We start from the raw sequence: 25,191 nt of genomic DNA, 5'->3' as shown, positions 1-25,191 counted from the left end.
TTCATGCCTGCATTTGAATATAAGGCTTTAGATAAACAAGGAAAACAGCAGAAAGGCGTGATCGAGGCGGATACTGCCCGTCATGCCCGTGGCCAGCTCAGAGATCAACGCTTGATGCCGTTAGAGATTAAGCCTGTTCTCGAGAAAGAAGCTAAGGCTAAATCGGGAGGCAAGAGTCTGTTTCAGCGCGGTATATCCGTGGCAGAACTTGCGCTTCTCACGCGTCAAATCGCCACTCTGGTTGCGGCGGGGTTACCGGTAGAGGAAGCGTTGAAAGCGGTCGGTCAGCAGTGCGAGAAAGATCGTCTGGCTAGCATGATCATGGCGGTGCGCTCACGTGTGGTCGAAGGTTATAGCTTGGCTGATTCTCTGGCCGAATTTCCCCATATCTTCGATGATCTCTATCGCGCCATGGTGGCATCGGGAGAAAAGTCTGGTCATCTCGAGGTGGTGCTTAACCGCTTGGCTGATTACACCGAGCGTCGACAGCAACTGAAAAGCAAGATGACTCAGGCGATGATCTATCCCGTAGTATTAACCGTTGTCGCCATAGGCGTTATCGCGATTCTATTGGCCGCGGTAGTGCCCCAGGTCGTTGGCCAGTTCGAACATATGGGCCAGCAGCTGCCCTGGACGACTCAATTACTGATCGCCTCGTCAGACTTTGTCAGAGATTATGGACTGCTTGTCCTAGGTGTGATGGTTGGTGGGTTTGTGTTGTTTAGACGTCTACTGACTAAACCTGAATACCGCATGAAGTTTGATTCCTTACTCCTCAAGTTACCTGTCATTAGCAGGATCAGTAAGGGACTCAACACGGCACGCTTTGCTCGGACCTTGAGTATCTTAGCGGCGAGCTCAGTGCCACTACTGGATGCGATGCGAATTGCCAGCGAGGTCTTGATTAATGTAAAGGTCCGGGCTGCGGTAGAAGAAGCAACGGCGCGAGTACGTGAAGGCACCAGTTTAGGTGCAGCGTTGACGAATACGAAACTTTTTCCGCCTATGATGCTCTATATGATCACCTCGGGTGAGAAGAGTGGCCAGCTAGAGCAGATGCTTGAGCGAGCTGCGGATAACCAGGACAGAGAATTCGAGTCGAATGTCACCATAGCACTGGGGATATTTGAGCCTATGCTGGTCGTCAGCATGGCTACCGTAGTCTTGTTTATCGTTTTGGCTATTCTGCAACCAATCTTAGAGCTTAATAATATGGTCAGTGGTTAAGTTTAGGATTAATCGTACAATCGTGTTATCAGTAAAATAAGCGTTTCGTTATTCATTTTCTCTGAGCCTAACAAGAGGCTCAGAGCGTTTTTAAGAGGATGTTGTTCATGCAAACAAGAAATAAGCAGAAAGGTTTCACCCTACTCGAAGTGATGGTAGTTATCGTGATTTTAGGGATTCTAGCTTCTATGGTTGTTCCCAACTTAATGGGAAACAAGGATAAGGCCGATCAACAGAAAGCGGTTTCAGATATCGTCGCCTTAGAGAATGCCTTAGACATGTATCGTTTGGACAACAGCATCTATCCAACGACCGAACAGGGTCTGGATGCCTTAGTACAAAAACCAAATAGTTCACCTGAGCCGCGTAACTATCGTGAAGATGGCTATGTGAAGCGTTTGCCACAAGATCCATGGAGAAATGATTACTTGCTACTGAGCCCAGGTGAAAATGGCAAGCTTGATATCTTCAGCACGGGTCCAGATGGCCAAGCGGGCACAGATGATGATATTGGGAACTGGAATCTACAGAACTTCCAGTAAGCACTGAAGTTACTGAACATCTGAATCAAGAATCTGAATCGATAATCATATGAAATCATTGAGCTCATCATGGATATGCCAGCATATTCCAGATTTCTCTCTCTATGGGGTTAGCCGATGAAGCTAGTAAGCCAGAAAGGTTTCACCTTAATGGAAGTGCTCTTAGTGGTGCTCTTGATGGGTTTGGCTGCTTCGGCAGTAACCATGACCATGGGCGGCGCCGATGGAAAGAAAGAGCTCGAGAGGACGGCCCTGCAGTTTATGGCTGCTACTGAGATGGTACTCGATGAGACTGTGCTCAGTGGTCATTTCATCGGTATCGTGATCGAAAAGACCAGTTATAAATATGTCTTCTACGATGAGGGTAAATGGAAGTCATTAGATAGAGATCGTATTCTGGCCGAACGGCAGATGAAAGATGGGGTCGAGATAAGTCTGGTCCTCGATGGTCTACCTCTGGTGCAGGAAGATGAAGAGCAAGATTCCTGGTTCGACGAGCCCTTCATAGACGAGAAGACCGAAGAGGAGAAAAAGAAGTTTCCTGAGCCGCAAATTTTGTTATTTCCAAGTGGTGAGATGAGTGCTTTCGAGATGACCTTTTTTAGTGAAGATGAACAAGGTAACGAAATTGAAGCATTAGTGATTGGTGATTCGCTCGGACGCTTATCTCTGGGGAGAGACGATGAGTTCGATGGCGGTGACTATGGGCACTAAGAGCATAATGAACACCAAAGCAAAAGGCATGACCTTGTTGGAGGTCATAGTGGCTCTGGCGGTGTTTTCCATCGCGGCAGTATCTATCACTAAGAGCCTGGGGGATCAGATCGCCAACATGCCGATCTTAGAAGAGCGTACCTATGCCCAATGGGTGGCTGACAATGTGATGGTCGATGCCAGGTTGGAAGCTAAGTTTCCCGATATCGGCAAAAAAGATGGCGAAATGGAGCTTGCCGGACGTGATTGGTATTGGCGTAAAGAGATAGTAAAAACTTCAGATGACAAATTCCGCATGATACGTGTGAGTGTCAGCAATGATGCTCGTTATAAACGTATTGTTGCCCAGGTGAACAGTTATGTACTCAATCCGGAATAGACTTAATGGGGGTTCACCTTACTCGAGATGTTGATCGCTATCGCTATCTTCGCCATGATCGGCTTGGCGGCAAATGCGGTATTGAGTACGGTCATTAAAAACGATGAAGTCACCAAAGAGTTTTCCAGCAAGTTAAAGGCGATGCAGCAAGGCTTTGGTGCATTAGAGCGTGACTTAGGTCAGATGGTGGCCAGAACGCCAAGATTGCTCGAAGGTGGTCGCGGTAGCACAGTATTTCAAACCGGCTCTGATATTTTGGATTCTGAATCAGAGGCTTTGGTCTTCTTCCGCTTGGGCTGGCTCAACCCGGATGGGATTTTACCCCGTGGCAGCATACAGTCAGTGGCGTACGTGGTCAGAGACGGTGCCCTCGAGCGTTGGTATTACCCCTATCCTGAGCCTGAATTCGGGGCGGATCCGATTAAAACCATAGTGATGCGAGGGGTGATATCGGTGCAGTACTCCTTCTTTATGGAAGATAAGTGGGAAAGAAAGGTCGATGGCACTAAGTTGCCCAAAGCGATAGCCATGGAGATCGAATTAGAGGGCCTAGGCAAGATTCAACGTAAATTCTTACTCCCCTTAGGCGCGCCAGTAGCTTCAAATAAGAACAACGGCGGCGGCAATAATAACGGCGGCGGCAATAACAACGGCGGCGGCAATAACAACGGTGGTGGCAATAACAACGGTGGTGGCAATAACAACGGTGGTGGCAATAACAACGGTGGTGGAAAGCAGGATGAGAATGGCAGATAGTCTAATGATTAAGGGGCAATCAGCTAATGAATCAGCTTCCAGCTAAACAGCGAGGTGTCGCGCTTATCGTGGTGCTGTTGATCGTCGCCATGGTGGCAATTATCGCCACCAACATTAATAGTCGTAACCAGTTATCGGTGCGCCGTACCCTCAATTTGGCCGAGTATGATCAGGCATTCTGGTACGCCATCTCCGCCGAAGAGTTAGCTAAAAAAGTACTCAAGCAAGATTTCGAAGACGCAGATGGTACGGTACACCTACAGCAATATTGGGCCCAAGCCGATGTGGTATTCCCCGCAGAAAATGGCGAGATTAGCGGCACAATTTCAGACTTGCAGTCTTGTTTTAACCTCAATGCGCTGTCGGCCGAAAGTGTAAAGGGAGCCGGAGGCAATGGCCAACCTAAATTACCACTGGCGGCGGTGCAATATAAAGGTTTACTGGTTGCATTGGGCATGGATGATTTCGGCGCCGAGCGGCTAACTCATACCCTAAAAGATTATATCGATGAGGATGCAACGGCGAGCCCATTTGGCGCCGAAGATGCAGATTATGAGTCCCGTAACGTACCATATCGTGCGGCTAACACCTTGATGAGTCATCGTAGTGAATTGCGGGCAGTGTTGGGATATACACAAGATATCTACCTTAAGTTACTGCCCTATATTTGTGTGATACCTGGTAATAATAAACAGGTATTGAATGTGAATACCATTGAGGTTGAGCAGGCCGCGCTGCTTGCCGGCATGTTTGATAATAAGATTTCAGTGGGCGAGGCGGAAAGCATCATCAATCAGCGTCCCGGGGACGGATATGAGAAGACTGAAGATTTTACCGAGATATCCTCTATATCTAGCCTAATAACGGCAGATGCGGCGTTAAAAACCAGCTTTGACGTCACTACGAAGTATTTCAAGTTGGAGGCAGGGGCTAAAGTAGAGAATGCTACCTTCCGGCTAGAGAGTGTATTGAAAATGGATGGTAGCAATATAGAGGTCTTGACGCGCCAATTTGGCGGACAGAAATAATCTGGTCAGTACCGGGTATCGCCAGTAAGCATAATAAAAATAACATAACTTTATCTGAGCCCGTTTGGGTGAGGGATCAAGTTAGTGGAGAAGAGATTTGAGTGAAAGACTATTAATCCGCTTAGGAACGAGTCAGGAGCAAACTTGCTCATGGCTAGTTTGGTCTGAGCTGGAGCAGGAAATTATAGGTTCTGGTGAGCTTAAGGATGCCCTAGAATTGGCGAGCCTGACCGAGCGTGCCGGCAATCGTCCCGTCGATGTCCTCGTTCCCTCGTCGGCGATAACTTTGACCCAAGTGGAGTTGCCCGAGAAGGGACAACGTCAAGCGATCCAAGCGTTACCTTTCATGCTGGAAGAGAACCTGGCAGAAAATGTTGATGATCTGCATTTTGTCACGGGTCCTCGCGAGGGCGAGCACCTCAGCGTGGCTGTGGTTGCCCATGAGCAGATGCAAACCTGGTTAACTTGGCTCAGTGATGCGGGTTTAAAGCCTAAGCGTATCGTACCCGATTGTTTGGCATTACCTCTGCAGCAGTGCCAATGGGCGGCAATTAAATTTAATCAGGAATATTTACTCAGAACCGGTGCCGGAGTCGGAGTGAGTCTGAGTGAAGACTGGCTGAATATGGCTTTGCTAAGGCTGCTTCCAGCGGATAGCGAAGCTATGGTCACAGTTGCTGGCTACAGCGAGTTGAATTTAGCTGGTACTCAGGTACAGGCACAAGAACTCGAGCTTCCTATGTTAGTGCTGGCAAAAGGGATCTTATCGGCCCCGATTAACCTTTTGTCCGGTAGCTATACTCCTAAACGTGAATATGGCAAACATATACAGATTTGGCGAAATGCTGCGATTGTCATCGTGGTTGCCTTGGTGTTATCCCTAGTGAATAAAGGGCTCAACATTCACCAAATGAATACCGAGCAGGCACGTCTGCAGCAGCAGAGCGAGACCATTTTTAAGCAAGCCGTACCCGGAACCTCACGTATAGTAAATCTTAGAACTCAAATGGACAGACATCTCAGGAGCATGCAGGGCAGCGGAGGGGGAAGTGAATTCTTCTCTATGCTTGAAGGCTTAGAGGAGGCATTTACTCAGGTGCCTCAGTTAAAGCCAACTACGCTACGTTTCGATAGTGCCCGCAATGAGCTGCGTATGCAGGTGACGGCCAAGAGCTATGCCCAAGTGGAGCAGTTTAAGGAGATTGTTTCTCGCTCATATAGGTTGGATTCAGGTGCGATGAACAGCGGTGAAGATTCAGTTACCAGCACATTGACCTTGAGGAGTAAGTAACATGGAAAATGTGAAAGTATGGTGGAACGGTCTCATCTTACGTGAGAAGCAGCTCGTCAGCGTCTGTGGTGTATTTCTCATTATTGCTTTTCTCTATTGGGGGATCTGGACACCGATATCTAATGCGGAAATTGAGGCCGAAAGAGGCCTAGAGGCACAACAGAGTACTCTTAATTTTGTTAAGCAGACGGCAAATAAGATAGCCGGTCTCAAAGAGAGTGGTAATAAAGCCAGTTTCAGAGGGAGTCTCAGTGCAGCAGTGAATCAGAGTGCAGGGGCGTTTGGCCTGGAGATCACTCGTATGCAGCCTCAGGGTAAGAAAATTCAAATCTGGATGGATGATGTCCCTTTCGATGCCTTACTCGGCTACCTTAACGAACTGGTACAAGAGAAAGGATTATCCTTAGAAAGCATAGATTTGGCAGAGTCTGATACGGTAGGTTTAGTACGTGTTCGTCGTATTCAATTGTCGCAGTAATGATTGTTTTTTATTAAGGTGTAGTAGTGAATTTAGCTAAAAAGATTATTATCGGCGTGTGCATCTATCTGGTATTTTTGCTGGCCTTATTACCTGCAAGTGTGGTGATGAAGCTGGCGCCTCTGCCTAATAATATCAACTTGAGTGGTGTTTCTGGCTCAATATGGTCGGGAAGTATCGAGTCGGTAACAATACAGAATAGGCAATTAGAGCAGGTTCAGTGGCAGTTGAGCCCCTGGGCTTTGTTGCTGGGTCAGGCCAAGATAGATCTGGTTATCGGTAATCGAGGCTCGGCGGTTAACGGTAAGGGATTAGTCATTCTTTCCATGAGCGGAATCGATGCCGAAGGCCTGAGATTCGAGGCGCCGACTAGCTTTCTGTTAGGCAATAATCGCTTACCCTTTAGAACGAAAGTCGGTGGCGATATCAGCTTGTTTATCGATCGTCTCGAACAAGGGACTCCTTGGTGTGAACAGTTAAATGGTAAGCTGTTTATCAATAGTGCCGGTGTAAAAAACCAGTTCGGCAACTATCCTCTTGGAGATATAGAGCTAGGCCTGAGCTGTGTCGATGGCAATGTGAAAGTGAAATCAGATGAGACTATGAATCAGTTAGGTTTCAGCGGAACCTTGGTGCTGCAGGCAGAAAAAGTGGTACAGCTCAGTGCTAAGATAAAAGAGACAGCTTCACAACCCGAAGATCTGAAGAAGGCATTGGCTTTCCTGGGTAAGAAAGACAGCCAAGGTTACTATCCGATCAGTTACCAAGGTAGAGTTCCCGGACTCTAATCAATAGCAAACCAAATAAGAATTATAGATTGCGAGCTTAGTCTCTTACCTGATAAAACATAAGGCACCAATAGGTGCCTTTTTGATACCTGAAGGGTTTAGCTAATCTGCCAGAAGATCATCCAGTAACAGATGATAATCTCCTATTGCAGGAAAATCGCTAAATATTTTATTGGGTTTCTGACTGTCTGGGTTGGTTATACCCAGCTGGTAACCAACACCGGCATCTTTTGCTGCTTGCAATATATCTTCATTATCATCGATAAATAGGCAGCGGCTAGGATCTAACTGGAACTGCAAGAAGAGGTGTTGCCAGAAGTGAGGATGCTCTTTCGGGTAACCAGTTTCATGGCTGGAGAGCATATGGTCTAGCCCCGCAGCCAGTTCAGTATGTTCTAGTTTCAGGGCTAAGCTCTTGGGATGGGCATTGGTGACCAGGATGCGAGACTTTTTCTGCTCACCGAGGGCGTACAGAAATGGCATGCTATCCTGTCTTAACTGAATTCTATCGACCAAGGTTTTATGCAGCCCCATGATATCGAGCCGTAATTCACTTTCCCAATAATCTAAGCAATACCAGTCTAAAGTGCCGAAGACTTTACCGTAAGACGATTCAACTAACGCTTGTGCGGCTTGGCTATTTAAGCCTCTTTGTCGGCTTAATTCCGCTGGGACTATGCTTAACCAAAAGTGATTATCGAAATGTAGATCCAGTAGGGTTCCATCCATATCGAGCAACACAGTATCTATCTCATTCCATGGAAACATCATTATCCCGTTTTATTTTGTGCTGTTTGAAGTGTAGGGGTGCGTTTAAATATCTAAAGTAACTATTTATACTAAATAATATCAATCAGATAGTACGCAGAATCTAGCTCATGCCATGGAAACATTATTATCCTATTCTAGTTCTTTGCTGTTTGAAGTGTAGGGCTTTACCTTGAGAGTACAAGCGATTCGGCTATTAGAGGCTTAATACTAATCTATCTTATTCCATGGAAACCATTAATCAACGAAGTTTCTGGTTGTAGATTAAAAACAGGATAGTAAGATTGTACTCTATAAGCACTTATCATTTGGCTCAGGGACTCCTATGAAGCACAAGAAACCGGAAATTCTAGGTTCAGAGATTGTTGCGCAAAGCCGCTTGTTTAAAATAGAGCAGGTAAACCTCAAATTTTCCAATCAGGTCGAGCGACAATATGAGCGGATGAAGGGGAATAATCGTGGTGCTGTGATGGTGGTGCCTGTGCTCAATGGAGAGACACTGTTATTAGGGCGAGAATATGCTGCGGGTACTCATACCTATGAGCTTGGTTTTCCGAAAGGTTTAATCGATCCCGGTGAAGAGGCACACGAAGCTGCTAATCGTGAGCTGCAGGAAGAGATAGGTTTTGGGGCAAGAAAGCTGACCCATTTGATGGAGTTGAGTTTGGCCCCTGGTTATTTTGCCAGCAAGATGCAGATTTTTATTGCCGAAGATCTTTATGAGAGCGTTCTGGAAGGAGATGAGCCTGAGCCTATCGAGATGGTCCCCTGGCCACTGGATAATTGGCAATCTTTGCTCGAACAGGAAGACTTTTCAGAGTCCAGAAGCGTAAGCGCCTTGTTTTTAGCTCAAAAATACCTAAAACTATAAGTGTTTAAAACATAATTATAAGAACCCTTTTCTTATAATTGTATGTGTGAGTCGGCTGTTGGAGCAGTTATGAAGCCAGAAGAGTACATAGAACAAGCAATTGACATTGCTGTTGAAGCGGGAATAAAGATACGTGATATCTATCTTAAAGGGACTTTCGAGAAAGAGATAAAGTCAGATAATACGCCAGTGACTTCGGCAGATATTGCAGCTCATAATATTATTACCGCCGCATTACAAGCTTTGACTCCCGATATCCCGGTGCTTTCCGAGGAAGATGCGAATATTCCTTTCTCTGAGCGCAAGGACTGGCAACGTTATTGGTTGGTAGACCCCTTAGATGGCACAGGGGAGTTTATCGCAGGGAGTGGTGATTTCTCTGTGATTATCGCCCTGATAGAGCATAACCGGCCTATCATGGGAATAGTGTATGTGCCTATGACTGAGGTATGTTATTACGCCATTGCTGGGCTAGGAGCCTATAAGCGTGATGGTCAATCTGAGGTCAGGATCATGAGCCGTCAGTTGCCTGCCGATCGGAATCCACCGCTAAAGCTCGCCGTTAGCCGACGTCAAGACCCTCAGTCGGTACTTAAGTTATTTAGCCATACGAAACATTGTGAATTGATCGTGCTCGGTGGAGCTGCTTTAAAGAGCTGTCTCGTGGCAGAAGGAAAAGCCGATTGCTATGTTCGTATCGGGCCAACGGGTGAGTGGGACACCGGAGCCGCTCAGATCATTGTTGAAGAGGCTGGCGGGCAGATCATGGATATTGAGCTTCAGCCCCTGAGTTATAATGAGCGGGAATCTTTAGAAAACCCTAACTTTATTGTGGTTGGTTCCCCCCACTTAGCCTGGGACGTTCTGCTAACGGCTGAGAGCTAACCTAATATAGTTAAACAGGCCATCACTCAACGATGGCCTTTTCTTTATTTGTGGTTTAGACAAGTCGCTATCTGCTCAGGATGATAGATTAGAGGATTATTATGATTTTGACTCGACGTTTCCTGCCCTATTTTATTACTCAGTGTCTAGGGGCGTTGAACGACAATGTCTATAAAAATATGTTGTTACTCTTGGTCACCTATTCTCAGCTTGCTAGCCTGCCCATCGATGTAAACCTATTTGTTAATCTAGCCGCCGGTTTGTTTATTCTTCCCTTCTTTCTTTTTTCTGCTCACGCGGGTCTGATCGCCGACAATATCGATAAAGCGATATTAATTCGACGCCTCAAGTTGTTAGAGGTGATCATCATGTGCTGTGGTGCGGCGGCAATCGTTAGCCAAAGCTATTTGATTATGTTGGTATTGCTCTTTCTGATGGGGACACAATCGGCTTTCTTTGGCCCGGTGAAATATTCACTTCTACCTAAGGTATTGAAGGATATTGAGTTGGTTAGGGGCAATGCCTGGGTTGAGATGGGCACCTTCATCTCCATTTTGATAGGCACCATAGTCGCTGGTCTGATCGTTGCCAGTGACCATGCCAACACGTTAGCCGCGATTACCGTCGTTTTTTTAGCAACTGTTGGTTATATCTCGAGTCGCTTTATCCCATCTATCCCCCTAAGCTTTGAACCTAAAAAATTGATGTTCACTCCCTTTTCCGGTTCGATAGCCAGCCTCAGGAAAGCCAGGCGAACACCTTCGATATGGATGGCCGTACTTGCCATTAGCTGGTTTTGGTTTCTTGGTGCTACCTATCTTACTCAGTTCCCCAATTTTGCTAAGCTACACTTACATGCAGGAGCGACAGTGGTCTCCTTGTTGTTAGCCTTGTTTTCTATTGGTATCGCGGCAGGATCATTTTTATGTGATCGCATGTCATTTAAGCAAGTCGAACTAGGTCTTTTGCCCTTCGGTTTGCTAGGTTTGACCATTTTCGGTATTGATCTGTATTGGGCTGTACCAGACTCAAATTCTGTCGATGTTTATACTGCAAGTAGTTTCATTAGTGATTCGCAACATTACCGACTCATGTTTGACTTATTCATGGTAGGGGCAAGCGGTGGTCTATTTATTGTGCCCTTGTATGCATTTATTCAGGCGAGGACGAAGGAGGGGGAGTGTGCTCAGGCCATTGCGGCAAATAACATCATGAATGCGCTGTTTATGGTGATGTCAGCCATCTTCGCAATAATCTTCTTGGGCCCTCTGGGTGGGAGTATATTGCACTTGTTCTTGGTGCTTGCCCTATCAAATTTAGTGGTTGGAGCCTTGCTGTTTATCAGGCTACCTGAGCTGAGATTGAGGCTGGTAACTTACCTCTTGGCTAGATTTATACATCCACTCTCTGTGGCTCAAGGTGATACTTTACCTAAACATGGAGGAGCGGTATTAATTGGGTTATCAAGTTCAGCGAAAGATCTCTTACTGATACAGAGCCTTTCTGTACGACCAATATGTTTTATATTGAGACAGCCTCTTGATACGGAGTTTCTGGCCAAGCTGTTAAGAACATCGGGAAATGTGCTTGAATCGGCATCGAGCCAACAAGGAAAAGCCGATGAGGGGAGTCAGGAGTATATTGAGCACATCGCTAAGGCATTAGCTAATGACGATCTGGTTTATCTGTGCATAAACGATCATCTGGATCTTAGCGATAAACTCGAGGGGTTGATTGGGTCAGTACCTAGGCTGAGCATCTCTTTGGAGCCTGGAGGAGACAAGAGTGTAGATAAAATGGCACCGAGCAGAAGAGTCGGTGTGGTGTTAACCCAAAGAGTAAACATACCTCTAGAAAATGACTAGAGGTATGTGACAATGGTCAGGCTTGAGTACTAAGCTTATGTGCGAGCCGAATACTCGTTTAACCATTCATGCATCGCCTGATGCGAGCCCTTAAATGAGACTCGAGCTTGTTTCTTGTCCAGTTGATATTGATACATAGGGTCGTAATACTTGTTGAGCAGCATAGATATCCACTCGAGGTGAGCCTCTGTGTTGTTCGTTTTTTGCTGAATTTTCAGTGCGTTGGCAATGATAGACTGAAACTCATCATGTAACTGGCCACCGAGTCGTTTCTTAATACCCGTGATACTTAGGCTCAAGTATTCAGAGAACGCGACAAAGCCAGCCTCTTCACCTAGACGCTCTATGTAGCCTGAATGCATCTTATGGACGTATTCATCTAATAATCTGCTATGCCTATCTTCATTGGATTCCTCTAATACTAAGATCTGCGCCGTTTGCATGGCGCTGTAAAATGTCTTAGGTATCGCAGAACGACCGATGAGAAAGCTTTCATCCTCTAAGACTAAACAGCGCTCATCTCTTTGCTGATGTCTTAATAGTTCCACAGCCAAACGATTTTCAAAATTGATCTGGGTTGGTTGGGGCTCATGGTAACGCCCGAAACTCGATCCCCTGTGATGGGCTATGCCTTCCAGATCGACGGACTCGGAACGTTTGACTAAGAAGTCAGTTTTACCGCTGCCAGTGATGCCACTGAGAATAAATACCGGTTGCTGCTGAGGAGCCTCATCGATGACATTGATAAGATATTGGCGCATAGCCTTATAACCACCCTCTACATAGGGGATCTCCAGGCCAGCCTCTTTAAGCCATTGTTGAGTAAGTTGAGATCTTAGGCCGCCTCGAAAGCAATACAGGTATGCACCTGGATTTTTATCAAAATAATCCAGCCAGGCATCCACTCTCTGCTGCTTTACTTTACCTTTAACCAGGGAATGTCCGAGTTTGATGGCCGCTTCTTGGCCATTTTTCTTGTAGCAAGTACCGACCTTCTGTCGTTCGCTATCTTGCATTAACGGCAGGTTAGTACTGCTTGGGAACGCGCCCTTGTTAAATTCGAGCGGTGCTCTGACATCCATCATAGGATGACCCGATAACATGATCTCTCTGTACGCGCTCTTAGGGACTAGATGTTTGCTCATTAGATGAGTTCCACGAGCTGAGTTTGTGATGCATCGGTCATAGTACCAATACATTTAGTCGGCACATTATTTTTGGCTAGCAAGCTAATCAGTTCCTGCTCGGCATCAGCCGCTACCGAGATGAGTAAACCGCCGCTGGTCTGGGGATCACAGATAATGCCTTTCTGCTCATCTGTGAGTGTTGGCAGATGTTCGCTGTAGCTATCGTAGTTTCTGTGTGTTCCACCCGGGATACAACCCATCTCAAGATAAGTTTTTGCCTTAGTTAATAGTGGTAAGGCCGAAACTTGGATTTGTGCATTGAGTTTTGCTCCCAGACACATCTCGATCAGATGCCCGGCAAGTCCAAATCCTGTGACATCTGTCATAGCGTTAACCCCGGAAATTTTTGCAATTGCCGGGCCTAATAAATTCAGCTCACACATGGCATCGGCGGCAATGTTGATATCTTCAGCCGCTATTTTCTTCTGTTTCTGGGCCGTAGTTAAGATGCCTATGCCTAAGGGCTTAGTCAGATAAAGCTTGTCGCCAGCTTGCGCCGTATCATTTTGCTTAAGCTCGGCTAGCGGGATCTGTCCGGTCACGGCGAGTCCAAATATGGGCTCCGGAGAGTCGATACTATGGCCACCGGCCAACATAATCCCTGCGTCTGCACAGGCTTGGCGTCCGCCATCGACAACTTGTTGAGCCACTTCTGCCGGTAAGGTATTCACCGGCCAGCCTAAAATTGCGATAGCCATCATAGGTGTGCCGCCCATGGCATAGATATCGCTGATAGCATTAGTTGCGGCGATTCGGCCGAAGGTGAAGGGATCATCGACGATGGGCATAAAGAAATCTGTGGTGCTGATGATGCCGGTTTCTTCATTAAGCTTATAAACGGCGGCATCATCACGGGTCTGATTACCCACTAATAGATTGGGGTCTTCGAATACCGGGAGCTGAGAAGCTAATATTGTACCTAGGACTTTTGGTGAGATTTTACATCCGCATCCTGCGCCATGGCTGTACTCGGTAAGTTTGATTGTAGATTCTGACATGAACTCAAAAGTCCCTTTAGAAGGTAATTAAGCGCTCATGATAGACCTATAGTCAGACTACTTCAATTAGTAGGGCTCTGGAATGAAAGGTGTGAGGAGTACTGGGGGAAATAGGAACAATTGATAAGTAAGCTAGCAGATGAATCCCCTGTAAAACCCCCTGTAAAAATAATGGCTCGATAGAGATGTTATCGAGCCATTTTATAACAGAACTAAGCGTAAGTAGCGGTGAGTAGCTTCCAGTTTCTATGTTGTAAAATGAAACGTTGTTTCATCTCGTCGACTTGCTGCACTAATTGCTTGTTGGCTAACTGTTTGCGCTTCGCTTCGAGCAGTTCTTTCTTAGCTTGATAATAGTCAGCCAGATGAGATTTCAATATCTCGTATTCTGCTTGCAGCTTGTCTAATACCTCATCACAGTTACTGAGAGTAGAGACGCGATCTTGGGTGCGCTGCAGTTGCATCTTGAGTTTGGCGCTCTCAATTCTCTCCTGGGGAGTGACCCGCAGATCTTTTGCTAGTCCACACCAATTTAAGGAATTGATCAGCCATTTGGTTGGATCGTAATGCCACCAATGTATGCCGTTACGATAGTCGTTTTCGAAGATGTGATGGAAGTTATGATAGCCTTCACCATAAGTAAGCAGAGCGATAAAGCCATTATCCCGCGCCGTGTTCTTATCTGTGTATGGCTGGCTCCCCCATACATGGGCGAGAGAGTTGATAAAGAAGGTACAGTGCTGCACAACAACCAGCCTTAACAGACCTGCCATAAGCAGCATTGCTAGAATATCTCCATTGAGCCAGCCTAAGAATGCGGGTAAACCTATGTTCATCAAAATAACCAAGGGCAGATAGTATTTGTGCTGCCACATCACTATCTTGTCGTTCTGAAGATCTCGAACATTCTTATAATCGTGATAACGCTGAGATTGATATTCTCTAAGCATCCAACCTATGTGGCTGTACCAGAATCCCATCTTAGCAGAGTAAGGATCCTTATCATTATTATCGACATGCTTATGATGAACTCTGTGATCCGAAGACCAGTGAAGCGCGCTGTTCTGTAGTGCCAGAGCACCGCCAAGGGCAAACAAGAAGCGTACCGGCGCCTTGGCTTTATAGGTCTTGTGTGACCAAAGACGGTGATAACCTGCGGTGATCGACAAGCCACTGGCGAAAGCGAAACCGATGAAAGCAAGCCATTCAGTTAAGCCATAGCCCTGTGTCATGCCGTACCAGGGAACGAGTATGGCGGCACCCAGGAAGGTGATTAAAAAGAAGGCTACATTAGTCCAAATTAGTGGGGGTTTGTTCATTATTCTTATCCAGTTCAACTTTGAGCGTACATCTGTACGCTAATTTAGCCTGCAAAACGGTTTTGGTCAAGTCGGAAACACTCGTTAGGGGCTGTGTTTTAGTGTCAAAAAATGTATTATCACGGGATAATATTTAAGTTTCGGAATCACCATGACGGGTGTAAGAGCACAGCAGAAAGAGAAGACGCGCAGGGCGCTAGTCGATGCCGCATTTAATCAACTCAATGCTGAGCGTAGTTTTTCGAGTCTAAGTTTACGTGAAGTCGCTCGCGAGGCAAAGATAGCGCCAACCTCTTTTTATCGACATTTTAAAGATATGAATGAGCTAGGCTTGACCATGGTTGATGAAGGTGGCTTAACACTCAGACAGATGATGCGTAAGGGGCGACAGCGAGCCGAAGCTGGCGGTAGTGTTATCCGTATCTCAGTGGATACCTTTATGGAAGTGCTAGAGTCTAATCCGAATGTGTTTAGAATTTTATTGCATGAACGTTCTGGCACATCGGCTCCCTTTAGAGCGGCGGTAGCTCGTGAGATAGAGCATTTTATCTCTGAGTTGACTCATTATACGGAAGCCACGGCAAACAGAAGCCCTGAACTTGCCAGAGCTCAAGCCGAAGCCTTAGTCACCTTAGTCTTTAATGCCGGAGCGGCTGCACTGGATATGAAGCGAGTAGATAGAAAAGTACTCGCCGATAGACTAGTTATTCAGTTACGCATGGTGGCCAAGGGCTCGGAAGCCTTACAAAATAAGCTAGATAGAAGATAGGTAGCTTCATGATAAAGGGCCTGTTTAGGCCCTTTATCATTTATGAAGTTAACTGTGATTTTTCTTAGTTTACTTTCTTTTCTAAGAAGACACCTGATTCCATATGATCTGTATATGGGAACTGATCGAACAGAGCGAAGCGAGTGATATTGTGTGTCTTAGTCAGCTCGGCTAAGTTTTCAGTCAAGGTGTTAGGGTTGCAAGATATGTATACGATGCGCTCATAACCTTGAACTAGCTTGACAGTATTTGAATCTAAGCCGGCTCGTGGTGGATCGACAAAGATGGTATTACAATTATAGCTGTCTAGATCTATCCCTTCCAAGCGTCTAAAGCTTCTCTTTTTTGCCATAGCATCGGTGAAGTCTTCTGCAGACATACGTATGATCTGTAAGTTATCGATATTGTTGATGTCGATATTGTATTGGGCAGATTGAACCGAAGGTTTCGCCAGTTCAGTAGCGAGAACCCGATCGAAGTTTTGTGCTAAAGCGATAGAAAAATTGCCATTACCACAATATAACTCTAACAGATCACCCGTGCTGTTTTTAGTGACATCTATCGCCCATTCGAGCATTTTTACCGAGACCTTGCCATTGGGCTGAGTGAAGCTATTTTCAATTTGATGATAGTGAAGCTGTTCACCGTTCACGTTTAGGCTTTCAACAACGAAATCTTTATCGAAAATGAGTTTCTGTTTACGGGCTCTACCGATCAAGTTAACCTTGAATTTAGATGCTAGTTTCTCTTTAAGGGCCTTAGTCTCTGCTTCCCACTGCTGATCCAGTTGCTTATGGTAAAGTAAGGAAACTAAGATCTCACCACTAAGGGTAGAGAGAAAATCGATTTGAAATAATCTATGTCTTAGTATGGTGTTAGGCTTTAACTCTTCGATTAAGGCGGGCATCATCTGGTTAATTAAGCTGCTTGCTGGAAGAAATTGGTCACAACGAACCTTACTGTCCAGGGCCTTATCGAACATGTAGTAATACATGTCATCACCGTCATGCCAGATACGGAATTCACAGCGCATACGATAATGAGCTGTTTCTGAGCCGAAGATTTCTAACCTTGGTGTATCAAAGTCAGTGAATATTTGTTCCAGCTTGATGCGTTTTTTTTCGAGTTGTGCATCATAGGTCTTAGGATCCATTGCTGCTAAATTCATTTATTGATCACCTTGGTTCAATTTGGGGCGGAATTATTATACTAGAAGAGTGATATGTCCAGTTTCTGGCTTTCGATTTATAGAATCTTGTGTGAAAATTGTATTTTACCCCTCTAAAAGTATCTTGTAGTAGCAATATAGTAGGTAAGGGGGATTGCCTGTAAGGTCACGTAAGTTAATGGAGAAGTGTCTTGTCTAAACCTATACTCGTTTTCGATTCAGGAATTGGTGGTTTAACTATTCTTGATGAAATTAGACAAGCACTGCCTAATGAGAGTTATATATACTTGTTCGACAACGCTCGCTTACCATACGGTGAGTTAGGTGAACAGGAATTGATTTCGGGCTGCGTCGCGCTCATTACAAGTTTCGTGAAAAAAGAGTCAGTCTCCATGGTGGTCATAGCCTGCAATACAGCCAGCACGCTTATATTACCCTCACTCAGGGCTGTATTAGACATTCCCGTTGTTGGCGTGGTTCCGGCAATCAAGCCTGCAGCTCTGGTATCTCAAAAGAAACATTTAGGCCTGCTTGCTACACCCGGCACGATAAAGCGTGCATATACTCATGAATTAATCGATCAATTTGCTGGTGAATGTACTGTCGAACTGTATGCCTCATCGGAACTGGTATTGTTAGCGGAACAGAAAGCCGCTGGTAATCCGGTAACTCATCATCAGCTAGCACAAATTCTAAGTCCGATTCAACAAAGTGAGCTCGATACATTAGTACTGGGCTGTACCCACTTCCCCATACTGAAACAGGAGATGCAAGAATACCTTGGGGATAAGGTAATACTGTTAGATTCAGGAAAGGCAGTTGCGGCACGAGTATTGGCATTGAAATTTAAGGTTCAGCAGAAACAGGGTCGTGGTGAGCAAGATAATGAGTATAAAGATGTGTTCAGGGAAGGGCAGCAACAAGGATGTGAAAATACTTTTTCTAGAATTGCGCTAGCTTACTATACTTCTGAAGGAATTGAGCAAGGTCTGAAAAAGACATTAGCCAAGTTTGGTTTTTTTAAAACATCTAGATTGAATCACTCATATTAGAATCTAGTATACAAACTGGCTAATATCATGCCGCCTAATATTTAAGCGTTTTCTTTGCGTTCGCTTTTCTCTGAATCTTGAGACTTGGCTTCTCTGACCTTTAAGGTACGCTCCTGGAAGTCAAACTCATTTAACTTCGACATGGCTTTTTGTGCACCAGCTTCCGACATCTCGATGAAACCGAAACCTTTACGACGTCCAGTCTTGCGATCACGTACTAATCTGACTGAGTTTACGGGGCCGTACTTACCAAATAACTCTTTTACTTCGCCTTCATGTACACGGTAAGGGAGATTACCTACATAAAGAGTCATTGTTGGACCTGTGTATTGTTCAACACTTACGGCATTGTCGCCGGATTCTGTTGATTGGCCTTTTAAGGAAAAGATAACGCTAGCAATAATGGCACCAGTAAAGAAAGCGACTGCAGCGTTTAGCTCGGGAGCGACAAAATGAATCGCTACTGCGCCAAGGATGGCGATAATCAAAACAATAAGAAATGGCTTTTGCATAAATATAATCTCTGAAGAATTGATAAAAAACTGTTAATAGCAGTTATATGGTAATGAATTATTTAGCATTACACTAGTCCGTTGCCGAAAAAATGAACTTAAAAGTAAAGTAATTTTAATATAAGGTTAATAACTCGACGTAGGCAGTAGGAAAAACAGGCTTAAACTGGCTTAGTGTTTAAAACTTCGGCGGATGATTCAATAACGAATAAAAAGGGCTTGCGCGCTTGTAGAATCTCCCTATAATGCGCATCCACTGACACGGCAAACCAGTCTTCTTAATGAAAGCTGAAACCAGTCAGGGCAACGAGTGAGCTAAGGGTTTAATCATTTTTAATGATTGAAATTCTTTTTGAAAAAAGCCCTTGACGCCAACAACGGGGAGTGTAGAATACGCCTCCTCAAGCCAGCGACCTAGCGTCTAACGGCTGCATATGAAAGATGATGCAACGCTCTTTAACAATTTATCAAGTAATCTGTGTGGGCACTCACAGGTGTTGAGTTATTCGAAGCCATCTTACTTTGTAAGTGGCAACAAATTTTCTCAATGAACTACTGAGTGACCATAGCAACTTTGGTTTCTACTTTCTTACTCTCACGAGTAAGAAAAGTAAATTCAAAGAAGCAAAATATGTAAGCTTCATTGACATTCTCTTTATAGAGGATGGTTAATGAAAAACAGTATAATTCGTTGAGCCGATGTCATTGCCGAAAGGTAATGCATCAAAAAAACTTTAATTGAAGAGTTTGATCATGGCTCAGATTGAACGCTGGCGGCAGGCCTAACACATGCAAGTCGAGCGGAAACAGAAAGGTGCTTGCACTTTTGCTGTCGAGCGGCGGACGGGTGAGTAATGCCTAGGGAACTGCCCAGTCGAGGGGGATAACAGTTGGAAACGACTGCTAATACCGCATACGCCCTACGGGGGAAAGGAGGGGACCTTCGGGCCTTTCGCGATTGGATGTACCTAGGTGGGATTAGCTAGTTGGTAAGGTAATGGCTTACCAAGGCGACGATCCCTAGCTGGTCTGAGAGGATGATCAGCCACACTGGAACTGAGACACGGTCCAGACTCCTACGGGAGGCAGCAGTGGGGAATATTGCACAATGGGCGAAAGCCTGATGCAGCCATGCCGCGTGTGTGAAGAAGGCCTTCGGGTTGTAAAGCACTTTCAGCGAGGAGGAAAGGTTGTAGTTTAATAAACTATAGCTGTGACGTTACTCGCAGAAGAAGCACCGGCTAACTTCGTGCCAGCAGCCGCGGTAATACGAGGGGTGCAAGCGTTAATCGGAATTACTGGGCGTAAAGCGTACGCAGGCGGTTTGTTAAGCAAGATGTGAAAGCCCCGGGCTCAACCTGGGAATTGCATTTTGAACTGGCAAACTAGAGTCTTGTAGAGGGGGGTAGAATTTCAGGTGTAGCGGTGAAATGCGTAGAGATCTGAAGGAATACCGGTGGCGAAGGCGGCCCCCTGGACAAAGACTGACGCTCAGGTACGAAAGCGTGGGGAGCAAACAGGATTAGATACCCTGGTAGTCCACGCCGTAAACGATGTCTACTCGGAATTTGGTGTCTTGAACACTGGGTTCCCAAGCTAACGCATTAAGTAGACCGCCTGGGGAGTACGGCCGCAAGGTTAAAACTCAAATGAATTGACGGGGGCCCGCACAAGCGGTGGAGCATGTGGTTTAATTCGATGCAACGCGAAGAACCTTACCTACTCTTGACATCCACGGAATTTTTCAGAGATGAATTAGTGCCTTCGGGAACCGTGAGACAGGTGCTGCATGGCTGTCGTCAGCTCGTGTTGTGAAATGTTGGGTTAAGTCCCGCAACGAGCGCAACCCTTATCCTTATTTGCCAGCACGTAATGGTGGGAACTTTAGGGAGACTGCCGGTGATAAACCGGAGGAAGGTGGGGACGACGTCAAGTCATCATGGCCCTTACGAGTAGGGCTACACACGTGCTACAATGGTCGGTACAGAGGGTCGCAAAGCCGCGAGGTCAAGCTAATCCCACAAAGCCGGTCGTAGTCCGGATCGGAGTCTGCAACTCGACTCCGTGAAGTCGGAATCGCTAGTAATCGTGAATCAGAATGTCACGGTGAATACGTTCCCGGGCCTTGTACACACCGCCCGTCACACCATGGGAGTGGGCTGCACCAGAAGTAGATAGCTTAACCTTTCGGGGAGGGCGTTTACCACGGTGTGGTTCATGACTGGGGTGAAGTCGTAACAAGGTAGCCCTAGGGGAACCTGGGGCTGGATCACCTCCTTACCTATACGACTAACTCAATATTTGCTGAGTGTTCACACAGATTACTTGATAGAAAGAAAGAGCAAAAATATACGTGTCTGTTTAGACGACGTTAATTTGCTTCAAGACAAGGTGCTTGAGGAATGAAAGAGGGAGTGTAGTTCACTACATGACTGATTGAATGACGAAAGGTACGCAGTATTGAAGTAAAGAAGCAAGTATAAATGGGTCTGTAGCTCAGCTGGTTAGAGCGCACCCCTGATAAGGGTGAGGTCGGTGGTTCAAGTCCACTCTGACCCACCAAAATCTTTGTGTTACTGCGTTATGTAGTTCGTCGTTTAGCAGGCTAAACGTCCTCTCTACATACCTTGTTACACTCGATTTGGTAATGACTTAGTAATAAGTAAACGTATATATTTTGTTTGACTGCATGTAAATGGGGCTATAGCTCAGCTGGGAGAGCGCCTGCCTTGCACGCAGGAGGTCTGCGGTTCGATCCCGCATAGCTCCACCATTTACTTACTTTTCTAGCTGAATAAGTAGGTCATGCATATGGATAGAGATGCCAAAGATAAATGCAAAATTTATCTTTGGCTTTTTTAAGCCCGTTCTTTAAAAATTTGGAAAGCTGATAGTGTTAATGTGAAAGGGACTATTGTGAAAACTGCTTCGTAAGAGGTAAGGATTGCAGTGGTTAATAGCATTAGCGCGAAAAATAAATAATTGAGTTCTCAAACACTTAAATCAAGTGCCGAATTGCAGCGATGCAATTCAAGAGTATTCTTTTGGCGAAAGTAAACACCATTAGTTGCGATACAGTCCCATGTGGGTTGTATGGTTAAGTGACTAAGCGTATACGGTGGATGCCTTGGCAGTCAGAGGCGATGAAGGACGTAGTAACTTGCGAAAAGCGTTGGCGAGCTAGTAACAAGCATTTGAGCTAACGATGTCCGAATGGGGAAACCCACTCACATAAGTGAGTATCACTACATGAATACATAGTGTAGTGAGGCAAACCCGGGGAACTGAAACATCTAAGTACCCGGAGGAACAGAAATCAACCGAGATTCCCCTAGTAGCGGCGAGCGAACGGGGATTAGCCCTTAAGTCTATAGGGTGTTAGTGGAATGAGTTGGAAAGCTCAGCGGCACAGGGTGATAGCCCCGTACATGAAAACTAACTATAGATGAAAACGAGTAGGACGGGACACGTGACATCTTGTCTGAACATGGGGGGACCATCCTCCAAGGCTAAATACTCCTGACTGACCGATAGTGAACCAGTACCGTGAGGGAAAGGCGAAAAGAACCCCTGTGAGGGGAGTGAAATAGAACCTGAAACCGTATACGTACAAGCAGTGGGAGCGGTTCTTGAGACCGTGACTGCGTACCTTTTGTATAATGGGTCAGCGACTTACATTTTGTAGCGAGGTTAAGCGAATAGCGGAGCCGTAGGGAAACCGAGTGTTAACTGCGCGTTTAGTTGCAAGGTGTAGACCCGAAACCCGGTGATCTATCCATGGGCAGGTTGAAGGTTGAGTAACATCAACTGGAGGACCGAACCGACTTATGTTGAAAAATGAGCGGATGACTTGTGGATGGGGGTGAAAGGCCAATCAAACCGGGAGATATCTGGTTCTCCTCGAAAGCTATTTAGGTAGCGCCTCGAGCGAATACCATTGGGGGTAGAGCACTGTTAAGGCTAGGGGGTCATCCCGACTTACCAACCCTTTGCAAACTCCGAATACCAATGAGTACTACTCGGGAGACACACGGCGGGTGCTAACGTCCGTCGTGGAAAGGGAAACAACCCAGACCATCAGCTAAGGTCCCAAAGTTATTGCTAAGTGGGAAACGATGTGGGAAGGCTTAGACAGCTAGGAAGTTGGCTTAGAAGCAGCCATCTTTTAAAGAAAGCGTAATAGCTCACTAGTCGAGTCGGCCTGCGCGGAAGATTTAACGGGGCTAAGCAATACACCGAAGCTATGGGTTTGCTAGTTTACTAGCAAGCGGTAGAGGAGCGTTCTGTAAGCCGTTGAAGGGAAAGGGGTAACCCATCCTGGAGGTATCAGAAGTGCGAATGCTGACATGAGTAACGATAAAGGGAGTGAAAAACTCCCTCGCCGAAAGACCAAGGTTTCCTGTCCAATGTTAATCAGGGCAGGGTAAGTCGACCCCTAAGGTGAGGCCGAAAGGCGTAATCGATGGGAAACAGGTTAATATTCCTGTACTTCTGCTAACTGCGATGGAGAGACGGAGAAGGCTAGACTAGCGCGGCGTTGGTTGTCCGCGTTTAAGGTTGTAGGTTGTATTCTTAGGCAAATCCGGGAATACGCATTAAATTGCAAGACTGAGGACTGATGACGAGACCCTAAGGGGTTGAAGTAGTTGATGCCATGCTTCCAGGAAAATCTTCTAAGCTTCAGGTTAGTAGGAATCGTACCCCAAACCGACACAGGTGGTTGGGTAGAGAATACCAAGGCGCTTGAGAGAACTCGGCTGAAGGAACTAGGCAAAATGGTACCGTAACTTCGGGAGAAGGTACGCTGCCGGCGGTGATAGGACTTGCTCCTTAAGCTGCTGGCAGTCGCAGATACCAGGTGGCTGCAACTGTTTATCAAAAACACAGTACTGTGCAAACTCGCAAGAGGAAGTATACGGTATGACGCCTGCCCGGTGCCGGAAGGTTAATTGATTGGGTTATCTTCGGAGAAGCTCATGATCGAAGCCCCGGTAAACGGCGGCCGTAACTATAACGGTCCTAAGGTAGCGAAATTCCTTGTCGGGTAAGTTCCGACCTGCACGAATGGCGTAATGATGGCCACGCTGTCTCCAGCCGAGACTCAGTGAAGTTGAAATTGCGGTGAAGATGCCGTATACCCGCGGCTAGACGGAAAGACCCCGTGCACCTTTACTATAGCTTGGCACTGAACATTGAACCTACATGTGTAGGATAGGTGGGAGACTTTGAAGTTGGGACGCTAGTTCTGATGGAGTCAACCTTGAAATACCACCCTTGTAGTTTTGATGTTCTAACTCAGGCCCCTGAATCGGGGTTGAGGACAGTGCCTGGTGGGTAGTTTGACTGGGGCGGTCTCCTCCCAAAGAGTAACGGAGGAGCACGAAGGTTGGCTAAGTACGGTCGGACATCGTACGGTTAGTGCAATGGCATAAGCCAGCTTAACTGCGAGACATACACGTCGAGCAGGTACGAAAGTAGGTCATAGTGATCCGGTGGTTCTGTATGGAAGGGCCATCGCTCAACGGATAAAAGGTACGCCGGGGATAACAGGCTGATACCGCCCAAGAGTTCATATCGACGGCGGTGTTTGGCACCTCGATGTCGGCTCATCACATCCTGGGGCTGAAGTCGGTCCCAAGGGTATGGCTGTTCGCCATTTAAAGTGGTACGCGAGCTGGGTTCAGAACGTCGTGAGACAGTTCGGTCCCTATCTGCCGTGGGCGTTGGATGATTGAAGGAAGCTGCTCCTAGTACGAGAGGACCGGAGTGGACGAACCGCTGGTGTTCGGGTTGTTATGCCAATAGCATTGCCCGGTAGCTACGTTCGGAATCGATAACCGCTGAAAGCATCTAAGCGGGAAGCGAGTCCTAAGATGAGTCATCCCTAGGAATTTAATTCCTCTAAAGAGCCGTTCGAGACTAGGACGTTGATAGGCAGGGTGTGTAAGCGTTGTGAGGCGTTGAGCTAACCTGTACTAATGACTCGTGAGGCTTAACCATACAACCCAGATGGGTTTGTGTAGTTAGTGTGTGTATTACTTCATAAGCACAAAAGAATACGAACTTGATTTAAGTTGGTCATAAAATGCTCCTGCATTTATGACATACAGTACATCCGTGTACTAAACCCAATTATTTATAAGCTTTCTAAATTTACCAAATTAGTCTGGAAACCATAGCATTGTGGCCCCACCTGAATCCATCTCGAACTCAGAAGTGAAACGCAATCGCGCCGATGGTAGTGTGGGGTCTCCCCATGTGAGAGTAGGTCATTTCCAGGCGCCTATTTAGCTTTATTGATTAAAGCGAGTCTCCTAGCCCTGACAAGCTAGCGACGATAAAAGAATTTAGCAGAATGCTTCGGCAATTTGCTAAAGGAGCGGTAGTTCAGTTGGTTAGAATACCGGCCTGTCACGCCGGGGGTCGCGGGTTCGAGTCCCGTCCGCTCCGCCAACATTACGATAAGCCCTAACAGCAATGTTAGGGCTTTTTCGTGTTTAATTTTTGAATGAAAGTGACGAAAAAGTATTCAGCATTATGCGTAAGCACTTTGCTAAAGGAGCGGTCACTCTCGACCATCCATGGTCTACGTGA

General features: G+C 46.1%; 20 protein-coding genes, 3 tRNA genes and 3 rRNA genes. 20 read left to right on the top strand and 6 right to left on the bottom strand.

Annotation, left to right across the window (positions count from 1 at the left end; genetic code table 11):
* Positions 1 to 3 precede the first annotated feature (3 nt).
* From gspF to FM037_RS27030, 9 genes are all read left to right on the top strand, one after another.
* Positions 4 to 1,227 carry a type II secretion system inner membrane protein GspF gene (gspF, locus tag FM037_RS27070; protein WP_144048542.1) on the top strand — a complete coding sequence of 408 codons (1,224 nt, stop codon included), beginning with the start codon at positions 4 to 6 and terminating at the stop codon, positions 1,225 to 1,227.
* A gap of 107 nt (positions 1,228 to 1,334) precedes the next feature.
* Complete coding sequence (gspG, locus tag FM037_RS27065) at positions 1,335 to 1,769, top strand: type II secretion system major pseudopilin GspG (protein WP_144048541.1); 435 nt, start codon at positions 1,335 to 1,337, stop codon at positions 1,767 to 1,769.
* Between the two features lie 117 nt (positions 1,770 to 1,886).
* The gene (gspH, locus tag FM037_RS27060; RefSeq protein WP_144048540.1) at positions 1,887 to 2,483 is read left to right on the top strand and encodes a type II secretion system minor pseudopilin GspH; all 597 of its coding nucleotides are present in this window, start codon (positions 1,887 to 1,889) and stop codon (positions 2,481 to 2,483) included.
* Complete coding sequence (gene gspI, locus FM037_RS27055) at positions 2,461 to 2,862, top strand: type II secretion system minor pseudopilin GspI (protein ID WP_227993239.1); 402 nt, start codon at positions 2,461 to 2,463, stop codon at positions 2,860 to 2,862. Before gspH ends, gspI begins: the two co-directional genes overlap by 23 nt.
* A 27-nt stretch (positions 2,863 to 2,889) precedes the next feature.
* On the top strand, positions 2,890 to 3,618 hold the full coding sequence (gspJ, locus tag FM037_RS27050; RefSeq protein WP_144048539.1) for a type II secretion system minor pseudopilin GspJ: 729 nt from the start codon (positions 2,890 to 2,892) through the stop codon (positions 3,616 to 3,618).
* A 26-nt stretch (positions 3,619 to 3,644) separates the two neighbouring features.
* Complete coding sequence (gspK, locus tag FM037_RS27045; protein WP_144048538.1) at positions 3,645 to 4,646, top strand: type II secretion system minor pseudopilin GspK; 1,002 nt, start codon at positions 3,645 to 3,647, stop codon at positions 4,644 to 4,646.
* A 97-nt stretch (positions 4,647 to 4,743) separates the two neighbouring features.
* Positions 4,744 to 5,937, top strand: coding sequence for a type II secretion system protein GspL (gene gspL / locus FM037_RS27040; protein ID WP_144048537.1), 1,194 nt, complete (start codon positions 4,744 to 4,746; stop codon positions 5,935 to 5,937).
* 1 nt (position 5,938) lies between these two features.
* Complete coding sequence (locus FM037_RS27035) at positions 5,939 to 6,415, top strand: type II secretion system protein M (protein WP_144048536.1); 477 nt, start codon at positions 5,939 to 5,941, stop codon at positions 6,413 to 6,415.
* Between the two features lie 26 nt (positions 6,416 to 6,441).
* Positions 6,442 to 7,203 (top strand): type II secretion system protein N, encoded by a 762-nt coding sequence (locus FM037_RS27030; RefSeq protein ID WP_144048535.1) that lies wholly within the window; start codon positions 6,442 to 6,444, stop codon positions 7,201 to 7,203.
* A gap of 102 nt (positions 7,204 to 7,305) precedes the next feature.
* On the opposite strand, the gene yrfG is transcribed toward FM037_RS27030, so the two are convergent.
* On the bottom strand, positions 7,306 to 7,971 hold the full coding sequence (gene yrfG / locus FM037_RS27025; RefSeq protein WP_144049155.1) for a GMP/IMP nucleotidase: 666 nt from the start codon (positions 7,969 to 7,971) through the stop codon (positions 7,306 to 7,308).
* A gap of 325 nt (positions 7,972 to 8,296) precedes the next feature.
* Here yrfG and nudE point away from each other — a divergent pair, with 325 nt between their 5' ends.
* The 3 genes from nudE (at position 8,297) to FM037_RS27010 (ending at position 11,592) form a co-directional block, all read left to right on the top strand.
* Positions 8,297 to 8,842, top strand: coding sequence for an ADP compounds hydrolase NudE (gene nudE, locus FM037_RS27020; protein ID WP_144048534.1), 546 nt, complete (start codon positions 8,297 to 8,299; stop codon positions 8,840 to 8,842).
* Positions 8,843 to 8,911: 69 nt separating this feature from the next.
* Positions 8,912 to 9,727: a 3'(2'),5'-bisphosphate nucleotidase CysQ gene (cysQ, locus tag FM037_RS27015; RefSeq protein WP_144048533.1), complete on the top strand. Its 816-nt coding sequence runs from the start codon at positions 8,912 to 8,914 to the stop codon at positions 9,725 to 9,727.
* A gap of 101 nt (positions 9,728 to 9,828) precedes the next feature.
* The gene (locus tag FM037_RS27010) at positions 9,829 to 11,592 is read left to right on the top strand and encodes an MFS transporter (protein ID WP_144048532.1); all 1,764 of its coding nucleotides are present in this window, start codon (positions 9,829 to 9,831) and stop codon (positions 11,590 to 11,592) included.
* A 35-nt stretch (positions 11,593 to 11,627) separates the two neighbouring features.
* Here FM037_RS27010 and mnmH read toward each other — a convergent pair whose 3' ends face one another.
* The 3 genes from mnmH to FM037_RS26995 form a co-directional block, all read right to left on the bottom strand.
* Positions 11,628 to 12,737 carry a tRNA 2-selenouridine(34) synthase MnmH gene (mnmH, locus tag FM037_RS27005; protein WP_144048531.1) on the bottom strand — a complete coding sequence of 370 codons (1,110 nt, stop codon included), beginning with the start codon at positions 12,735 to 12,737 and terminating at the stop codon, positions 11,628 to 11,630.
* Positions 12,737 to 13,777 carry a selenide, water dikinase SelD gene (gene selD / locus FM037_RS27000; protein WP_144048530.1) on the bottom strand — a complete coding sequence of 347 codons (1,041 nt, stop codon included), beginning with the start codon at positions 13,775 to 13,777 and terminating at the stop codon, positions 12,737 to 12,739. Before selD ends, mnmH begins: the two co-directional genes overlap by 1 nt.
* A gap of 212 nt (positions 13,778 to 13,989) precedes the next feature.
* On the bottom strand, positions 13,990 to 15,096 hold the full coding sequence (locus FM037_RS26995) for a fatty acid desaturase (RefSeq protein WP_144048529.1): 1,107 nt from the start codon (positions 15,094 to 15,096) through the stop codon (positions 13,990 to 13,992).
* Positions 15,097 to 15,247: 151 nt separating this feature from the next.
* Here FM037_RS26995 and fabR point away from each other — a divergent pair, with 151 nt between their 5' ends.
* Entirely contained in the window at positions 15,248 to 15,865 is a 618-nt protein-coding gene (gene fabR / locus FM037_RS26990) for an HTH-type transcriptional repressor FabR (protein ID WP_144048528.1), read from the top strand.
* A 64-nt stretch (positions 15,866 to 15,929) separates the two neighbouring features.
* Here fabR and trmA read toward each other — a convergent pair whose 3' ends face one another.
* Positions 15,930 to 17,033: a tRNA (uridine(54)-C5)-methyltransferase TrmA gene (trmA, locus tag FM037_RS26985; protein WP_144048527.1), complete on the bottom strand. Its 1,104-nt coding sequence runs from the start codon at positions 17,031 to 17,033 to the stop codon at positions 15,930 to 15,932.
* 191 nt (positions 17,034 to 17,224) lie between these two features.
* Between trmA and murI the strand changes: the two genes are divergently transcribed.
* Complete coding sequence (murI, locus tag FM037_RS26980) at positions 17,225 to 18,085, top strand: glutamate racemase (protein WP_144048526.1); 861 nt, start codon at positions 17,225 to 17,227, stop codon at positions 18,083 to 18,085.
* Between the two features lie 41 nt (positions 18,086 to 18,126).
* Here murI and FM037_RS26975 read toward each other — a convergent pair whose 3' ends face one another.
* Positions 18,127 to 18,597 (bottom strand): RNA recognition motif domain-containing protein, encoded by a 471-nt coding sequence (locus FM037_RS26975; protein WP_144048525.1) that lies wholly within the window; start codon positions 18,595 to 18,597, stop codon positions 18,127 to 18,129.
* A 735-nt stretch (positions 18,598 to 19,332) separates the two neighbouring features.
* On the opposite strand from FM037_RS26975, the gene FM037_RS26970 reads away from it, so the two are divergent.
* The 6 genes from FM037_RS26970 (at position 19,333) to FM037_RS26945 (ending at position 25,050) form a co-directional block, all read left to right on the top strand.
* Positions 19,333 to 20,877, top strand: a 16S ribosomal RNA gene (locus FM037_RS26970).
* A gap of 205 nt (positions 20,878 to 21,082) precedes the next feature.
* Positions 21,083 to 21,159: transfer RNA gene (locus tag FM037_RS26965), tRNA-Ile, on the top strand.
* A gap of 135 nt (positions 21,160 to 21,294) precedes the next feature.
* Positions 21,295 to 21,370 (top strand) — tRNA-Ala (locus FM037_RS26960).
* A gap of 322 nt (positions 21,371 to 21,692) precedes the next feature.
* Positions 21,693 to 24,597 (top strand): 23S ribosomal RNA (locus FM037_RS26955).
* A gap of 165 nt (positions 24,598 to 24,762) precedes the next feature.
* Positions 24,763 to 24,878, top strand: a 5S ribosomal RNA gene (gene rrf, locus FM037_RS26950).
* Together the 16S, 23S and 5S rRNA genes with 3 tRNA genes alongside form the textbook arrangement of a ribosomal RNA operon.
* A 95-nt stretch (positions 24,879 to 24,973) precedes the next feature.
* Positions 24,974 to 25,050 (top strand) — tRNA-Asp (locus tag FM037_RS26945).
* Positions 25,051 to 25,191: the final 141 nt, after the last annotated feature.

Source organism: Shewanella psychropiezotolerans (genome assembly GCF_007197555.1).
In the GTDB taxonomy this organism is placed as follows: Bacteria; Pseudomonadota; Gammaproteobacteria; order Enterobacterales; family Shewanellaceae; genus Shewanella; species Shewanella psychropiezotolerans.
Note: the sequence above shows the minus strand (reverse complement) of the source record. Positions and strands in the feature narration are given on the sequence as shown.

Bases quoted from the DNA above. Each gene is read 5' to 3' on its own strand.
- gspK (WP_144048538.1), top strand. From the start codon at position 3,645: ATGAATCAGCTTCCAGCTAAACAGCGAGGTGTCGCGCTTATCGTGGTG.
- yrfG (WP_144049155.1), bottom strand. From the start codon at position 7,971: ATGTTTCCATGGAATGAGATAGATACTGTGTTGCTCGATATGGATGGA.
- gspJ (WP_144048539.1), top strand. From the start codon at position 2,890: ATGTTGATCGCTATCGCTATCTTCGCCATGATCGGCTTGGCGGCAAAT.
- FM037_RS27035 (WP_144048536.1), top strand. From the start codon at position 5,939: ATGGAAAATGTGAAAGTATGGTGGAACGGTCTCATCTTACGTGAGAAG.
- gspG (WP_144048541.1), top strand. From the start codon at position 1,335: ATGCAAACAAGAAATAAGCAGAAAGGTTTCACCCTACTCGAAGTGATG.
- mnmH (WP_144048531.1), bottom strand. From the start codon at position 12,737: ATGAGCAAACATCTAGTCCCTAAGAGCGCGTACAGAGAGATCATGTTA.
- cysQ (WP_144048533.1), top strand. From the start codon at position 8,912: ATGAAGCCAGAAGAGTACATAGAACAAGCAATTGACATTGCTGTTGAA.
- FM037_RS26995 (WP_144048529.1), bottom strand. From the start codon at position 15,096: ATGAACAAACCCCCACTAATTTGGACTAATGTAGCCTTCTTTTTAATC.
- gspI (WP_227993239.1), top strand. From the start codon at position 2,461: ATGGCGGTGACTATGGGCACTAAGAGCATAATGAACACCAAAGCAAAA.
- gspF (WP_144048542.1), top strand. From the start codon at position 4: ATGCCTGCATTTGAATATAAGGCTTTAGATAAACAAGGAAAACAGCAG.
- FM037_RS26975 (WP_144048525.1), bottom strand. From the start codon at position 18,597: ATGCAAAAGCCATTTCTTATTGTTTTGATTATCGCCATCCTTGGCGCA.
- gspH (WP_144048540.1), top strand. From the start codon at position 1,887: ATGAAGCTAGTAAGCCAGAAAGGTTTCACCTTAATGGAAGTGCTCTTA.
- selD (WP_144048530.1), bottom strand. From the start codon at position 13,777: ATGTCAGAATCTACAATCAAACTTACCGAGTACAGCCATGGCGCAGGA.
- FM037_RS27010 (WP_144048532.1), top strand. From the start codon at position 9,829: ATGATTTTGACTCGACGTTTCCTGCCCTATTTTATTACTCAGTGTCTA.
- trmA (WP_144048527.1), bottom strand. From the start codon at position 17,033: ATGAATTTAGCAGCAATGGATCCTAAGACCTATGATGCACAACTCGAA.
- nudE (WP_144048534.1), top strand. From the start codon at position 8,297: ATGAAGCACAAGAAACCGGAAATTCTAGGTTCAGAGATTGTTGCGCAA.
- fabR (WP_144048528.1), top strand. From the start codon at position 15,248: ATGACGGGTGTAAGAGCACAGCAGAAAGAGAAGACGCGCAGGGCGCTA.